At 71.8% G+C, this 15393-nt stretch carries 14 protein-coding genes; 8 read left to right on the top strand and 6 right to left on the bottom strand.

Annotation, left to right across the window (positions count from 1 at the left end):
* Positions 1-46 precede the first annotated feature (46 nt).
* Entirely contained in the window at positions 47-2080 is a 2034-nt protein-coding gene (locus LIV37_RS05685; protein WP_121825782.1) for a M6 family metalloprotease domain-containing protein, read from the bottom strand.
* A 445-nt stretch (positions 2081-2525) separates the two neighbouring features.
* Here LIV37_RS05685 and LIV37_RS05680 point away from each other — a divergent pair, with 445 nt between their 5' ends.
* Complete coding sequence (locus tag LIV37_RS05680) at positions 2526-4160, top strand: AMP-binding protein (RefSeq protein WP_202979654.1); 1635 nt, start codon at positions 2526-2528, stop codon at positions 4158-4160.
* A gap of 134 nt (positions 4161-4294) precedes the next feature.
* On the opposite strand, the gene LIV37_RS05675 is transcribed toward LIV37_RS05680, so the two are convergent.
* A complete protein-coding gene (locus LIV37_RS05675; protein WP_020866139.1) occupies positions 4295-4663 on the bottom strand; it encodes an arsenate reductase family protein in 369 nt (122 codons plus the stop codon).
* A 122-nt stretch (positions 4664-4785) separates the two neighbouring features.
* On the opposite strand from LIV37_RS05675, the gene LIV37_RS05670 reads away from it, so the two are divergent.
* The 4 genes from LIV37_RS05670 (at position 4786) to LIV37_RS05655 (ending at position 7219) form a co-directional block, all read left to right on the top strand.
* Positions 4786-5091: a hypothetical protein gene (locus LIV37_RS05670; protein WP_020866138.1), complete on the top strand. Its 306-nt coding sequence runs from the start codon at positions 4786-4788 to the stop codon at positions 5089-5091.
* A gap of 266 nt (positions 5092-5357) precedes the next feature.
* Positions 5358-5837, top strand: coding sequence for a YflT domain-containing protein (locus tag LIV37_RS05665; RefSeq protein WP_020866137.1), 480 nt, complete (start codon positions 5358-5360; stop codon positions 5835-5837).
* A gap of 99 nt (positions 5838-5936) precedes the next feature.
* Positions 5937-6479, top strand: a complete 543-nt coding sequence (locus tag LIV37_RS05660; protein WP_020866136.1) for a hypothetical protein — start codon at positions 5937-5939, stop codon at positions 6477-6479.
* 71 nt (positions 6480-6550) lie between these two features.
* On the top strand, positions 6551-7219 hold the full coding sequence (locus tag LIV37_RS05655) for a DUF305 domain-containing protein (RefSeq protein WP_020866135.1): 669 nt from the start codon (positions 6551-6553) through the stop codon (positions 7217-7219).
* A gap of 96 nt (positions 7220-7315) precedes the next feature.
* On the opposite strand, the gene LIV37_RS05650 is transcribed toward LIV37_RS05655, so the two are convergent.
* Positions 7316-8032 carry a M56 family metallopeptidase gene (locus tag LIV37_RS05650; protein WP_309471135.1) on the bottom strand — a complete coding sequence of 239 codons (717 nt, stop codon included), beginning with the start codon at positions 8030-8032 and terminating at the stop codon, positions 7316-7318.
* Positions 8033-8229: 197 nt separating this feature from the next.
* Complete coding sequence (locus tag LIV37_RS05645; protein WP_121825785.1) at positions 8230-8598, bottom strand: BlaI/MecI/CopY family transcriptional regulator; 369 nt, start codon at positions 8596-8598, stop codon at positions 8230-8232.
* Between the two features lie 107 nt (positions 8599-8705).
* Here LIV37_RS05645 and LIV37_RS05640 point away from each other — a divergent pair, with 107 nt between their 5' ends.
* A complete protein-coding gene (locus tag LIV37_RS05640) occupies positions 8706-9287 on the top strand; it encodes a TerD family protein (RefSeq protein ID WP_214662974.1) in 582 nt (193 codons plus the stop codon).
* Positions 9288-9399: 112 nt separating this feature from the next.
* Here the strand turns inward: LIV37_RS05640 and LIV37_RS05635 are convergent, their stop codons facing one another.
* Both LIV37_RS05635 and LIV37_RS05630 read right to left on the bottom strand, forming a co-directional pair.
* Positions 9400-10275 (bottom strand): hypothetical protein, encoded by an 876-nt coding sequence (locus LIV37_RS05635; RefSeq protein WP_020866131.1) that lies wholly within the window; start codon positions 10273-10275, stop codon positions 9400-9402.
* On the bottom strand, positions 10275-11543 hold the full coding sequence (locus tag LIV37_RS05630) for a VWA domain-containing protein (RefSeq protein ID WP_121825786.1): 1269 nt from the start codon (positions 11541-11543) through the stop codon (positions 10275-10277). Before LIV37_RS05630 ends, LIV37_RS05635 begins: the two co-directional genes overlap by 1 nt.
* A gap of 168 nt (positions 11544-11711) precedes the next feature.
* Here LIV37_RS05630 and LIV37_RS05625 point away from each other — a divergent pair, with 168 nt between their 5' ends.
* Positions 11712-14516, top strand: coding sequence for an alpha/beta fold hydrolase (locus LIV37_RS05625; protein ID WP_020866129.1), 2805 nt, complete (start codon positions 11712-11714; stop codon positions 14514-14516).
* Between the two features lie 5 nt (positions 14517-14521).
* Entirely contained in the window at positions 14522-15376 is an 855-nt protein-coding gene (locus LIV37_RS05620; protein WP_214663238.1) for an ABC transporter permease, read from the top strand.
* Positions 15377-15393: the final 17 nt, after the last annotated feature.

Here is a 15393-nt window from a genome sequence, read left to right as displayed (position 1 = left end):
GAACGGGGACGGCCCGCCGAGTTCCGGCGGGCCGTCACCCGTCGCCCTACCGGCGACCCGACAGCCGGCACAGCGCCTTGGCGGTTCGATGCGGATCGCTCTCGGAGCGGGCGGTGAGGACGACCGCGCCCCGCCGGTCGGCGCCCTTCTTCGCGGCCACGGCGACCTCCACATCCACCGATTCACCGGCCCTGGCGGTGGCGAGATGGTTGGGTAGCCAGGCGGACCAGCCCCGGCCGACCGTCCTCGCCGACAGCCGGTAGACATCCGAATCCATCGACGTGGCCGGAGCCGTCGCCCGGGCCCCGGTGGCGCGTCCGGTGTTGTCGAGGCCGAAGGTGCACATGGCCCGGGAGCGGGAGGGATCCCCCTTGGCCTCGCCGCGGTGCAGGGCCACTCCGCGGCGCGGCGGTCCGGCGCCGTCGAGGGACTTCACGGCGATGGTGTACGAGAGCACTCCGGACCTGTCGCGCTTGAGGCCGAGCACGTAGAAGTGCAGCCGGTTCGCCCGGTCGATGTACTCGTACTGGCTGCCGGAGTCGGCTCCGGCGTGGAAGAGCGCATCGCTGAGCTGCCGGTAGTCGCCCATGGTGATCTTCTGGTCGGTGCCGTCGGGACGCCGGAAGTCCACCAGGCCGATGTCCTCGGGGTGGGCGTCGACCACCCAGGCGAACGGCGCCCGGTCCTTGTTCTTGGTCTTGGCCAGCAGCACCCCGTGATCCGGGGTGAACGAATCCATCCCCATGCGGTCGACGACCTCGACGGTGTAGTTGTCGTAGCCGCCGCCGTCGCACAGCGGGTCGGTGCCGTTGTCGCAGGGCTCCGACAGATCGCCGCCCATGGCGATGTTGACCCCGGAGAGTCCCTTCTCGCCCGGTGGCGCCGAGCGTGCCGTGACCCTGGCGACGACGAGGCCGGAGCTCTTGAGCGCGTCGCGGTCCAGCCGCAGTACGTTCTTCTCGTCCACGATGCCGAGCTTCAGCTTGTCACGCAGCACATGCTGGGAGCCCATCGAGCCCCCGGCCGTGGCGGGGATCTGCCAGCGGGTGTGCGGTCCGCCGGGGCCGTTGAAGGAGCCGCGCGAGAGCATGCTCCAGATACCGGTGTACGAACGGCTGAGGGGGGTGCCGTACGGGTTGTTGTAGTTGTCCCCGATGCCCAGGATGTGGCTGAGCTCATGGGCGTACACGGCCATGCCGGAGCTCTCGGCCTGCACCGACGACCCGTCGGCGGCGTTGGGCCAGATACGGGCGGCGGCCTGCCAGGACGTCCACGGCACATAGCGGGTCCGGGCGGAGTTGTCGTCCGCGGCGGCCGGTGGCCCCCAGGCGGCGGGTATGTCCGGTGCGCCCGGGAACTTCATCGGGCCGAACTCCTGCCAGGTGGACGACTCGTCCTGTCCGGCGGTGAGATAGAAGACGAAGTCGAACGAGTCCGCCTTGTCGGCGCCGACATCGGCCACCCAGGCGGCCTTGCCGTCCTCGCGGATGTCCTTGCCGCAGGTGTCCCCGGCCGGGCAGGCGCCCGGGTTCATCGAGTCCTCGACGCCGTACTGATAGGACTTGCCCGGCATGCGGTACACACCGAAGGCGGTCAGATCGACCCCGATGCGGCCCCCGGAGTCCTCCATCCAGTACTCGTTGATGGTGTGACCGTTGTTCAGCGGCCCCGGTGTGTTGAGGAAGTCCTGGTAGAAGCGCGGGAGGCGGTCGCGCGGGATACCGGAGGCGCTCGGCTGCGGATTGCCGAACAGGGTGGACCCGGCCGGCCGGCTGACCGTGAACTCCTCGTCCGGATAGTCCAGCAGCACCAGCGCGCCCTTGAAGGTGCGCTGGGTGGGTTTGACGGCGGGGTCCGCCCAGTGGGTACCGGGGACCGCACGGTAGTCGGCCCAGGTCATGTCGTCGGGGTTGCGCCACTGCTGCGGATCGATCGGCCGCACCAGCGACGGCCGGGCGGGGCCTGCCGACGGTGTGCCGTCGGGGGTGGCCCGCGCGGGTCCGGCGGCGATGGCCGCCGCGGTGGCGAGGACGGTGGCGACGACGGTCAACCGGCCGACGGGTCTTCGGGGGAGGATCAAGGCTCACCTCGTGTCGGGCGTCTCGGAGCTCAGACATGACAAGCCGTGCGAGCGGTATGCCTACCGCTGCCCAAAGGTAGGACGGGGAAAGGGGGGACGCCAGAGTGCCTCGGGACGTAAGAGTGCGTTGGGACCGCCGAAGTGCGTCGGGACGTCCGGGGCCTTCGCCTCCGCCCGTCGCCCGCCACCCCCCGCTCCGGCCCACGGACGCCGTCCCGGTCCCGGTACCGGAGGACGGCTGACGGGCCGGTTGGAAAGCGCGATAGCGTGTACCGGCCAACGGGAGCTGCCGCCGCCTGGGACTTCGTCAGCACAACCCGGGAACAGCCCACCCCGGAAGGCGAGGTGCGCCCGCGCCCCCGAGGTGCGTCCGCGCTCGCCCGAAGCAGGGCACCGGCCCCCTCCCGTCCGGCGCGACTCGTGGATACCAGCACTAGGAGCCCTCTTGACCAGCCCGGAACAGCGCATGGCTGACCTGCTCAAGACCTTCGGTGAGCAGGCGGCGAATACCGCGTACCTGCTGTGCGACAGGCACCCGGACGACGCCGTCGCGTTCACTGTGGTGGGCAAGGACATGACCGGCCATGACATGACGTACGGGGAGCTTCGTGACCGTTCCTCGCGCATGGCCGGTGCCCTGGCCGCCCTGGGAGTCGGAGTGGGCGACCGCGTCGCCACCTTGATGGGCAAATCCGCCGAACTGCTGGTCGCGAGCCTTGCGATCTGGCGGCTCGGGGCCGTCCAGGTGCCGTTGTTCACCGCGTTCGCCCCGCCGGCCATCGCGCTGCGGATCACGGGCAATGACACCAAGGTCGTGATCACCGACGCCGACCAACGTCCCAAGCTGGACCCGGAGTCGGGCTTCCCCGGCGAGCGCCCCTGGCGGATCGTCACCACCGGACCGGTCACCGGGGCCGATCTGTCCTTCGCGGAGCTGGCCGAGGGGCACGACCCGCTGTCCGAGCCGGCGGCCGTGGGTGGCGACGGCCTCATCGTGGAGCTGTTCACCTCGGGCACCGGGGGCACGCCGAAGGCCGTCCCGATCCCGCTGCGGGCGGTCGCGGGCTTCGCCACGTACCAGCGGTTCGGTCTGGACCACCGGCCCGCCGACGTCTTCTGGAACGCCGCCGACCCGGGCTGGGCGTACGGCCTGTACTACGCGCTCATCGGGCCCCTCGCCCTCGGCCAGCGCGGACTGCTGCTGAACGGCCTGTTCTCCGCGGAGTCCACCTGGGAGGTGCTCTCCCGCTTCGGGGTCACCAACTTCGCCGCCGGGCCCACCGTCTACCGCAAGCTGCGCGCCTCCGGCATCCCCGCCCCCGCCGGGCTGCGGCTGCGCTGCTGCTCCGCGGCGGGCGAACCGCTGCCCCCGGACGTCGTCGACTGGGCGCTCGAGACGCTCGGCGTCCCCGTGCGCGACCACTACGGCTCGACCGAGCTGGGCATGGTGGTCGCCCATGCCTGGCACCCGGACCTGCGCGAAGAGATCAAGCCCGGCTCCATGGGCCGTCCGCTGCCCGGCTGGAGCGTGAAGGTGCTGCGCGAGGACACCAACTCCGCGCTGGCCCGCGCGGACATCCCCGGACGGGTCGTGGTGGACATCGCCGACAGCCCGCTGATGTGGTTCAAGGGCTACCGTGACGCCCCCGAGCAGACCGCCGAGAAGTTCAGCCCCGACGGGCGCTGGTTCTACACCGGTGACACCGCCGCCCGCGACGAGGAGGGCCATCTGTTCTTCTCCGGGCGCGGCGACGACATCATCCTGATGGCGGGTTACCGCATCGGCCCCTTCGAGGTGGAGACCGTGCTGCTGGAGCACGCCTCGGTGGCGGAGGCCGCCGTGGTCGGCGTACCGGATGACGAATACGGCGAGGTCGTGGAGGCGTTCGTCGTGCCGCGCCCGGGGATCGAGACGGGCGACGAGCTCGCGGCCGAGCTGCAGCAGCTGGTCAGGGAGCGGTACGCCAAGCACGCCTATCCGCGGCAGGTGCACTTCGTGGCCGAGCTGCCGAAGACCTCCAGCGGTAAGACGCAGCGGTTCCTGCTGCGCCCGCAGCAGGACGCACCGCGGATCCGCTGAGTCGGCCCGGTCCGAGGCGCCGAGCACCACGTACGACACGGCGCCTCGTGTACGCCCCGGCGCCCCGTGTACGACACGGGGCGCCGGGGCGTTTCAGCGGCCCTGTGGCGTGCTCCCGCGGCCTGGCCCCGAGGTCAGCCGCGGGACCGGGACAGCGCCTCCCGCACCGCCTCCTCGGTGCGCCCCACCACGGCCGAACCGTCGTCCGCCGTGATGATGGGCCGCTGGATCAGCTTGGGGTGCTCGGCGAGCGCCGCGATCCAGCGGTCCCGTGCGCCCTCCTCACGCGGCCAGTCCTTCAGGCCCAGCTCCTTCGCGGCCGCCTCCTGGGTCCGGGTGATGTCCCACGGCTCCAGCCCGAGCCGGTCGAGCGCCGCGCGGATCTCGTCCTGGCTCGGTACGTCCTCGAGATAGCGGCGCACGGTGTAACCGGCGCCCTCCGCGTCGAGCAGGGTGAGCGCGCTACGGCACTTCGAGCATGCCGGATTGATCCAGATCTCCATGCCGCACACGGTATCGCGAAATCGCCTTGGAACGGGGTCTGACCAGGGGCCTTTGTCAGTACCCGGCGGTAGAATGGAGGGAGTTGAAGGGAAGGTTTCCCGACCAACTCAGGAGGTTGCCGATGGCCGTTGCCGGACCCCCTCTTCAGGATCTTCCGACCTTTCCGACCCTGCCGAAGAAGCGGATGCCGGCCGGGCGCCCGCGTGAGTGGTACGAGTCCCACAACCGCCGTCTGAAGGCCATGCGCCTGGCCATCGCGCTGCTCAACTCCGGTGTCTACCGCCCCGAGCAGGCGTCCAACCGCAAGATACGCACCACGGCCGCCCGGATCGGGGTGCACCCGCCGTCCGACACCACCTGCCGGATGGTGCGCTCCCTCATCCGGACCGACCGCACCGACCGCACCGACCGCGCCGCCTGCGGCTGATACCCGTAAGGTCCGTCGCGCCTCCGGTTCCTTTCCGCTCCGCTCGGCGGAAAGGAACCGGAGGCTTCCGGGAATCGCGATGCCGGACCGGGTGGGAATTGACGGGCGAAGAGTGCCGGGGAAATGTTCCACGGAGAGCCGCGGTGGCCGTTCCGGATATCCGGCAGCGCGGGCCCTCGGCGGGTTTCTCCGCCCTTCTCCCGCGCCTCTCCCGTTGCGAGGGGGCAGGCGCGGGCGCACGCTCTCCTTGACGGAGGGAGTCAGCGATGACCCAGCAGCCGCCGTCGGAGGTGGTCGACCGCACGGTCGTCGGCTCGTACCCGACCTATGCCGGCGCCCAGCGCGCGGTGGATTTCCTGGCCGACAACAAGTTCCCGGTGGAACATACGGCGATCATCGGCTCGGACCTCCGGATGGTCGAGACCGTGCTCGGGCGGCTGACCAGGGGCCGCGCGGCGCTCGCGGGTGCCGGTACGGGGGCGTGGTTCGGGCTGCTGATCGGGCTGCTGCTGTCGGTGTTCGCGGCGGGCGCCCACAACGTGATCGTGCTGCTGGTGAGCGGTCTGGTCTACGGCGCGGTGTTCGGGGCGATTTTCGGCTTCGTCGGGCACGCCATGACCGGAGGGCGGCGCGATTTCTCTTCCCGGAGCCAGATCGTGGCCGCGCGCTATGAGGTGGTCGCGGACGCCCAGGTCGTCGACGACGCGAAGAACATGCTGGCCAGGCTGGCGATGCGGGAGGGCTGAGCGCCTCCGGGGGCTTTCGGAGGGGGTCGCGCACGTACTAATGACATTAGGAGTAGGGTGTGGTTCCGAGAGAGATCACACCGACCCCGAGGAGCGACGGTGGCCACCGACGGGAGCATGCGCGCGGACGGAGTCCTTCCGCGGCTTCTGCTCGTCGTCGTGCTCGCGCTCGGGGCCTTCGTCATGCACACCCTGGGCCACCCCGACGGCGGCTCCGGCTCGGGCATGACGCACTCGGCGCGCCATGCGCCCGGTGAGATGCGCCCCGCGGCGTACAACGGCGACCCCGCGGCGTACAACGGCGACCCGAGGGTGTACAGCGGCGACCCCGGGCCGTACGGCGGCGGTACGGCCGCCACCGGCACCGGGCCGCAGTGGGCCGCTCCCGCCCCGCCCGCCGGGGCCGCGCACGCCCCGGCCGCGCCCGAGACCAAGCCGTGCGAACCCATGACCGGTATGGACATGGCCTCGCTGTGCGTCGCGGTGCTCGGCGTCTGGGTGCTCGGGGCGCTTCTGCGCGCAGTGCTCACCCGCCGGAGCGGTCCGCCGCTGAGAATCCCCGTGGTGGCGCCCGTCGTCGCGCGGCCCGATCCTCCCTCGCCCGGCCCCGACCTCACTGCCCTGTCTGTCCTGCGGATATAGGCCGAACCGCGCGTAAAGCGCCGGTACGCCCCATGGGACAGTCAACACTCGGCAAAAAGAGGTATATCGACATGACCGCATTCACGCGTGTGCCGCACTGGCCGCTCCACCGCCGTCTCGCGCTCGTGGGCGCCGTCGCCGCCGGAGGGCTGCTGCTCGCCGGCTGTGGCGGGAACGACGACATGAAGGGCATGGACCACACGGGCGCGAAGGAGTCCGCCACGTCCAAGGCGACCGCGGGCTCCGCCGCGGGCGCGTTCAACGACGCGGACGTCAGCTTCGCGCAGATGATGATCCCGCATCATGAGCAGGCCCTGGAGATGGCCGGACTGGCCGACGACCGGGCGTCGAACGCGCGGATCAAGAGCCTGGCGGGGCAGATCGAGAAGGCTCAGGACCCGGAGATCGTCACCCTGAAGTCCTGGCTCAAGGGCTGGGGCGAACCGGAGAAGGCGTTCTCGGACGAGATGCCCGGAATGAACCATGGTGCGAACGGTAAGAGCGCCATGGGCGGAATGATGTCCGAGGAGGACATGCGGAAGCTCGAGGCCGCCAAGGGGCCCGCCTTCGACCGGGCCTTCGCGAGCATGATGATCGACCATCACAAGGGCGCGATCGCCATGGCGAAGGACGAGAAGAAGAACGGCCGTAACGCCAAGGCCAAGAAGCTCGCCGACGACGTCGTGAAGAACCAGTCCACCGAGGTCGCCACCCTGCGGACCCTGCTCGACCGGCTCTGAGTCGCGTCACAACCCGCCCCGGGCCCCGCGGTCGCCCCGTACGGCCCGGGGCGGGCCGCATGGTCCGGGGCGGGGCCCTGAGGCGTGCCTGGGGCGCTACATCCCGGGGGCGCAGCCCAGCAGGGGTGGCAGCAGCGGTAAACCCACCGCGACCGCCGCCGCCAGGCCGCACAGCGCCGGGTGCGGGCGCCGCCGGGCGTCCAGCATCCGCCGCAGCCGGACCACGGCGCCCGGTCCGCCGACGGTGAAGGCTCCGCCGGGGGCGTGGGGGGCGTGGCCCGCCGCCATCGTGTAGAGGGCGGAGACGAGCGCCTGGCGCGGATGGCGGCGCAGCGCGCGGTCGTCCGCGGCCATCTCCAGCAGGAGCGCCGTCTGTGCCCTGGCCTCGCGCGCCAGTGGCAGCCACCGGAAGGTCCGGGCGAACGCCTCCGTGGCCGCCAGCGCCAGATGGTGGCGGCCCGCGATATGCGCGCGCTCATGCTCCAGTACGGACTCCAGTTGCGCGGGGGAGAGCAGCCGCAGCGCGCCCGCGCTCACCACGATCCGCGGCCTGCGGCCGGGCAGGCAGTACGCCGCGGGCATGTCATGGTCCAGCACGGTGGCGCGCAGCCGGGCCGAACGCCGGCCGACCATGTCCAGAACGCCCCGGTGGCGGGCGCGGGCGCGCCGGGCCCGCAGCACCTCGTGGCCGAAGCAGACGAGCGGAACCAGCGCCACCGAGGCCGGTAGGGCGATGGCCGGAACGCCGATCGGGTCCGTGCCGGGGATTCGGGCGTTCAGTGTCAATCCGCAGAACCGGAGCAAGCCGGACATTCCATTATGAAGATGCCAAGTTGGGGTGACGAGGTGATAAGTGGTCAGAGCGAGCGCGATGGTGAACGACAGGACCAACCCATGCCAAACGGCAACCGCCAAGGCGGGTGCGCGATGCGGCCAGGCGCTGCGCGCCAGCGCCTTCGGGGCCGCCGAGCCGACCACGGCGGCGTAGCAGGCCAGGGCGAGGGCGGCCGTCACGCCTTGGTCCGCCGCCCCGCGGTCCGCAGGGCCTTGCGCAGCGCGCTGACCTCCTCGGGACCCATCTGCTCGACGAAGTGGGTGAGGGCGGCGGAGCGGTCCTCGCTGGTGCCGAGGGCGTCCTCCATCAGCGCCGCGGTGTACTCCTCGCGGCTGCGGACCGGTGAGTACACCCATGCGCGGCCCTCCTTGGCGCGCAGCAGCCAGCCCTTGTTGTAGAGGATGGAGGCGACGGTCATCACCGTGGTATACGCGACCGGGCGGTGCTCGTTGATGTCGTCCACGATCTCCCGCACCGTCGTGGGACGCCGCCAAGCCCAGAGGCGGTCCATGATCTCCGCCTCGAGCTCCCCCAACCGTCGCATGGACGCTTCCTTCCGCCGTTAGTACGGAGGCCCATAGTAGAGACCCCTCGGCGGGGCTCCGCACGCGGCTGTGGAAAAATCCTCAACTCGCCCTGCCCGCGATAGGCTTGACGCCACGCGCATTCAAATCCGCACGGTTCGAGGGAAGGGAAGTCCGGGTGACTGGTCTCAACAAGGGGCTTCAGAAAGCCGAGGTGGCACTCAAGTGGGATCCGAGTCCGCTCGGTGAGCCGCCCCATGATCTCGACATCGTGGCCGGGACGTACCGCGCCGCCGATCCGTACGGTGCGCCCGCGTACCTCGTCCACTTCGACAGCCGCTCACCGGACGGCACCATCAACCTCAACAGGGACAGCCGCACCGGTCAGGGCCTCGGCACCGACGAGTCCATGACCCTCGAGCTCGAACGGCTGTCGTCCGAATACACGCGGGTGGTCGTCGGGATAACCATCCAGCAGGGTTCGGGGCGGAAGACGTTCGGGCATGTCCCGAACACCAGCGTCCGGATTCTCAACGGATACACCGAACTCATGGCGAGTGACTTCACCGGTGTCTCAGAAGCCACTTCCGCCACGGTCGCTGTATTCACCCGGGACGACGCGGGGGAATGGGGAATTCAGAGCGCTATTCGTGGATTCGACGCGGATCCCGAAGGCTTTGGACAGCTCATGGGCAAGGACTATTCCTGAGCGTCCGGGCGGCTTCCCGGGAGCTTCCTGAGGGGCCGGGCCGCCGGGGCCCGATGCGGCGCGGGGCCCGCACGACCGTCGTGCGGACCCCGCGCCGATTCCGGACATCGGGTCAGATGTCGGATCCGGGTCCGATCGGCGGGCGGCCCGGAGAGCGCGGCCCGCGGGTGAGGGTGTAGCCGCCCACCCCGGCGAGCGCCGCCAGCGCCGCACCGATCACGGTCCACACCCACCGGTCCGACCACCATCCGGAGCCCCAGCCGTCCTCCGGCTCGGCGACCGCGTGCGGAATGTCCCCGCCCTTGTCGTCCGGGGAATCCGAGGCCGTGTCGTCGTCCGGCGGCTCGGAATCCGTCCCCGGGGCCGTTCCGGCCCGCAGCACCGGATTGAGCGGCGTCAGGTCCCCGCCGTCGGCACGCGCCCCGCCCGCGTCCCGTACGGACGCCTCGACCTCGGTGTCGATCGGCAGCCCGAGGTCCTGGGCGGGCAGATCGACGACGGTGAGCCGCACGTAATACGCGCCCTGCAGAGGGTCGTTGGCCCAGCGCTCGGACCAGGACCGCACCTGGCGCAGGGTGCAGCTCACGGTGACCGTCTGGTCCTGCTGGCCCGCCCGGCGCGCCGGAGTGCCCGAGGCGCACGGCTGATGGCGGCGCAGACCGTCGTAGACATCCAGCTGCCAGGTGGCGCTGCCATGGCGGCTCGAGGCGTCGGGCAGCTTCAGCTCCGCCTCCACCTCGGGGACCTGCCCGGCGGCGGCCGGGAACACCCAGTACAGATAGTCGCCGGTGGAGGCCGCCGCGGTGGCCTGCTGACCGGGCTCGAGTTCGGTGGCGGTACGGAAGCTCGTCCCCGCCTCGGTGGGCGCCTCCGTGCCGCTCTTGCCGTCCGTGCCGTCCTTACCGTCCGCGACGGCCGGTGCGGCGGCGGTCAGCCAGGCGGCGGCGCACAGGGTGAGCGCGGTGCCCAGGGTACGCAGGGCTCGCATCAGTTGGACCTCCAGACGGTGACACGCCAGCGGGCCAGCCAGCCCCACAGCAACCCCACGAGCAGCCCGCCCACGGTGAGCACGCCCAGCAGCACCCAGCCGCGGCCCAGGCCGAAGGCGGCCACGTCGGCGGGCGGATCGTCGTTGCCCACCACGTCGACGGCGAGCTCCACCGGAAGGCCCGGAGCGCGCTTGACGGAGGCGGGCGCGGAGAACGACTGGCTCAGCTCCAGGCACACCGTCCGCGCCGTCCCGTCCTCGTCGTCGTCCACATCCGCGACCGGATAGCGCAGCCCGCTGGAGATGACGTCCGTACGGCCGCTGCCCGCCTCGCTGCCGCGCACCAGCTCCCGGCCGCCCGGGGTCACCGCCCGCACCAGCACGCCGTAGTCCCGGTCGACGGCACGGTCCACGGCCACGCTCGCCGAGGCCCGCAGCTCCTGACCGGGCGCCACCCGCATCCGGTACCAGCGGTGTTCCCCGAAGCTCTCCCGGTCGCTGTAGAGGCCGGAGCCCAGGTACGGGGCCTTCGCGCACTGCGCGGCGCCCCGCACCGGCGTGGGCGTCTCCACGGGCGTGTCGGCGGAGCGCCGGACCAGCTGCTTGATACGGCTGGAGAGCTGGTCCCGGTGCTGGATCGCGGTATACGTACCGCCGGTGGCCTCGGCGATGCAGCTGAGCTGCTCGCGGACCTTGCGGTCCAGCGTCAGCCCGAGCGTGTCGACGACCAGGTGGGTACCCTGGGCGGCGAGTTCCCGGGCCACGTCACACGGGTCCGGCAGACCGCAGGAGTCCTCGCCGTCCGTGATCAGCACGATCCGGCGGGTCCCCTCGCCGTCGGAGAGGTCCTTGGACGCGCCGCGCAGCGCGAGCCCGATGGGCGTCCAGCCGGTGGGGCGCAGCGTGGCGACGGCCGCCTTGGCCTCGGTGCGGTCCACCTGGCCCACCGGGTAGAGCCGCTCGCTGTCCTGGCAGCCGGCCTTACGGTCCTTGCCGGGGTAATTGGCGCCGAGGGTGCGGATACCCAGCCGCACCTCTTCGGGTGTGGCGTCCAGCACCTCGTTGAACGCCTGCTTCGCTGCCGCCATCCGGGTGTCGCCGTCGACGTCGCGGGCCCGCATGGAGCCGCTGACATCGAGTACCAGCTCGACCTTGGGGGAGTCGGGAGCCGGTTCGCCGGCCATGGCGGCGGGAGGGGATATCAGGCCGCAGGCGAGGGCCGCGAGCAGCCCCAACGCGCCTGTCGCCAGACGTTTCTTTATGATCACCGGCGCATCCTATGGAGCATCATCCGACTGATCCAAAAGCCCGGGCGCCACGGCCGGGGGCATACCGCGCCGGGTGTACGGACGGTGTCCGGGTACTCCCAGGGGAGTGGACGAGAATCCGTCTGGTGTCAGCCGCGGCGTTTGACTCCTCCTCTTAGGGTTTCAGACATGGATCTCCGAAAGACCCGGCCGAGGGGCCGGCGCCTGGTCGCCGCCGTGGCCGCCGCGGTCCTCCTCGCGGGGGCGGGCACCTGGGCGGTGGCCGCCTCCGGCGACCGGCCGGCCGTGCACCGCCAGGACCGCGTGCTGGACATGCCGGGGGCGCACATCGACACCTCGTACTTCACCGCGGGCACCGGCCGAAGGCCCGCGGTCCTGCTCGGCCACGGCTTCGGCGGCAGCAAGGAGGACGTACGCGACCACGCCGAGGAACTGGCCCGCGACGGATACGCCGTGCTGACCTGGTCGGCGCGTGGCTTCGGCGGATCCACGGGGAAGATCGGGCTCAATGACCCGGACCACGAGGTGGCCGATGTCCGGCGGCTGATCGACTGGCTGGCCAAACGTCCCGAGGTGCGGCTCGACCGGCAGGGCGACCCCCGGGTGGGTGTCGCCGGCGCCTCCTACGGAGGGGCGATCTCCCTGCTCGCCGCCGGATACGACCGCAGGGTGGACGCCATCGCGCCCGAGATGACCTACTGGAACCTCGCCGACGCGCTCTTCCCGAACGGCGTCTACAAGAAGCTCTGGGCCGGGCTGTTCTTCACCACCGGCGCGGCCCCCTTCGGCGGTGCTCAGGGCGGCCAGGGCGACACCAGCGGCGCGGGCGGCGGCAGCGGGGGGATGGGCCCGGGAGGCCAGGGCGGCCAGTCGGGCGCGAACGGCGGGGCGGGCCAAGGAGCCCGGACGGACCCCGGAGCCACGGACGGCGGGGGAGCGGCCAGGACGGACCGGGGCCAGGGCTGCGGCCGCTTCGAGAAACAGCTCTGCGAGATGTACGAGCGGGTCGCGGTCGCCGGGAAGCCCGACGCCGCCGCCCGCCGGCTGCTCGAGGCCCGCAGCCCGTCCGCCGTCGCCGACCGGATCAAGGTCCCGACGCTGATCCTCCAGGGGCAGGCCGACTCGCTCTTCCCGCTCGGCCACGCCGACGACATGGCGAAGGCGATCCGGGCCGCCGGGGCGCCGGTCGCCGTCGACTGGACGGCCGGCGGACATGACGGCGGCGACCGCGAGACCTCGCGGGTGGCGGCACGCACCGACGCCTGGTTCGACCGCTACCTCAAGGGCGACAAGGGCACCGACACCGGACCCGCCTTCCGGGTCAGCCGCACCGGCGGCATCGACACCACCAACGGCGCCGTCCAGCTGCGCGGCGCCACCGGCGACCGCTACCCCGGCCTCGGCGACGGCGGCCGGAAGGTGGCGCTGCGCGGACGCGAGCAGTCGTTCGCCAACCCGCCCGGGGCGGGGCCGCCGTCCATCTCCACCGTGCCGGGCATCGCCGGGCTGTCCCAGGCGTCCTCGCTCGGCGTCGGCCTCTCCCTCGACATTCCCGGCCAGTTCGCCCGGTTCGACTCGGAGCCGCTGGACCGCCCCCTGCGGATCACCGGATCGCCCGAGGTGAAGGTGCGGGTCAAGGCCGACACGGACGACGCCGTGCTCTTCGCCAAGGTCTACGACGTGGGGCCGGACGGACAGCAGGTGCTGCCCGAGCAGCTGGTCGCGCCGCTGCGCGTCAACGGCGCCAAGCAGGGCCGTACCGTCACCGTGCGGCTGCCCGCCGTGGACCACGAGCTCATCGCGGGTCACCGGCTGCGGCTCGTGCTCGCCTCCACCGACCTCGGCTACGCCTCCCCGGACGAGCCAGCCACCTACACGGTCGGGCTCGCGGACGGCGGTCTGACGGTGCCCACCGCACCCGGGGTGCACACCCAGCCCGCCCCGCTGCCCGCATGGGTGTGGGGGCTGCCGCTCGGCGCGGCCGTGGTGGCGCTCGCGCTGCTGCTGACCGGCAGGCGGCGTACGGCCACTCCGCCGCCCGACCCCGAACTGGCCGACGTGCCCCTGCAGATCACCGGTCTGAGCAAGCGCTACGCCAAGTCCACCGACCGCTACGCGGTGCGCGAGCTGTCCTTCCGCGTCGAGAAGGGGCAGGTGCTCGGGCTCCTCGGGCCCAACGGCGCGGGCAAGACCACCACCTTGCGGATGCTGATGGGGCTCATCGCCCCCGACGACGGTGAGATCCGGGTCTTCGGCCAGGCCATCAGGCCGGGCGCGCCCGTGCTCTCCCGCGTCGGCGCCTTCGTCGAGGGAGCGGGCTTCCTGCCGCATCTGACCGGCAGCGCCAACCTCGAGCTGTACTGGCGGGCCACCGGCCGCCCCGCCGCCGACGCCCATATCGAGGAGGCCCTGGAGATCGCGGGCCTGGGCAGCGCGCTGGAGCGTGCCGTACGCACCTACTCCCAGGGCATGCGGCAGCGGCTGGCCATCGCCCAGGCCATGCTGGGCCTGCCCGATCTGCTGATCCTCGATGAACCGACCAACGGCCTCGACCCCCCGCAGATCCGTGAGATGCGCGAGGTGATGATCCGGTACGCCGCCGCGGGGCGTACGGTGATCGTTTCCAGCCATCTCCTGGCGGAGGTCGAGCAGTCCTGCACCCATCTGGTCGTGATGGACCGCGGCCGGCTGATCCAGGCGGGTCCGGTCGGCGAGATCACCGGTAACGGCGGCAGTGTGCTGGTGGGCCACGACGGCGAGCTGAGCGATGCCCTGGTGGGCAAGGTGGGCGCGCTGCCCGGGGTCCTCTCCGCCCGCCGCACCACCGACGGACTGCTCGTCCAGCTCGACGGGACCACCCCGGCGCGGCTGCTCGCCGAGCTGGTGCGGCTGGAGATCCCGGTGACCGCCTTCGGGCCCAACCGGCGCCTCGAAGACGCCTTCTTGACGCTGATCGGAGGAGGATCCGCGTGAACTCCCTGTCGCAGGTCACCGAGGTCGCGCCCGGCTACCGGGCCGGCCACACCCTGCCGCTGCGGGTCGAGGCCGTACGGCAGCTGCGCCGTCGCCGGACCCTGGTGATGGGCCTGGTGCTGGCCCTGCTGCCGATCGTCCTCGTGATCGCGTTCGCCATCGGCGGCACCCCCGAGGGACGGGAGAACCGGGTCACCCTGATGACCACGGCCACCGCCTCCGGCGCCAACCTCGCCGCCACCGCGCTGTTCGTCTCGGCCGCCTTTCTGCTGGTGGTGCCGGTCGCGCTGTTCTGCGGCGACACCGTCGCCTCCGAGGCCAGCTGGTCCTCGCTGCGCTATCTGCTGGCCGCGCCCGTGCCCCGGGCCCGGCTGCTGGTGAGCAAGCTGACGGTGGCCCTGGTGTTCAGCGCGGCCGCCATGGTGCTGCTGCCGCTGGTCGCGCTCGTGGTGGGCACCGTGGCGTACGGCTGGGGGCCGCTGCGGATGCCCACGGGCGGTGAACTGCCGGTCGGGGACGCCCTCGTCCGGCTGGCCCTGGTGGTGCTGTACATCTTCCTGTCCCAGCTGGTCACGGCCGCCCTGGCGTTCTGGCTCTCGACGGTCACGGACGCGCCGCTGGGCGCGGTGGGCGGCGCGGTGGGGCTCACGATCGTGGGCAATGTGCTGGACGCGGTCACCGCGCTCGGCTCATGGCGCGACTTCCTGCCCGCGCACTGGCAGTTCGCGTGGGCGGACGCACTCCAGCCCCACATGGAGTGGGGCGGAATGCTGAAGGGCGTCTCGGTGTCCGTCGCGTACGCCCTGGTGCTCATCGCGTTCGCCTTCCGCGGCTTCGGCCGCAAGGACGTGGTGTCCTAGCCCGGTCCTGGCCCGGT

This window comes from Streptomyces rapamycinicus NRRL 5491, from assembly GCF_024298965.1.
GTDB classification, from domain to species: domain Bacteria; phylum Actinomycetota; class Actinomycetes; order Streptomycetales; family Streptomycetaceae; genus Streptomyces; species Streptomyces rapamycinicus.
The sequence above is the reverse complement of the archived record's forward strand: the minus strand, read 5'-3'. Positions and strand labels throughout refer to the sequence as shown.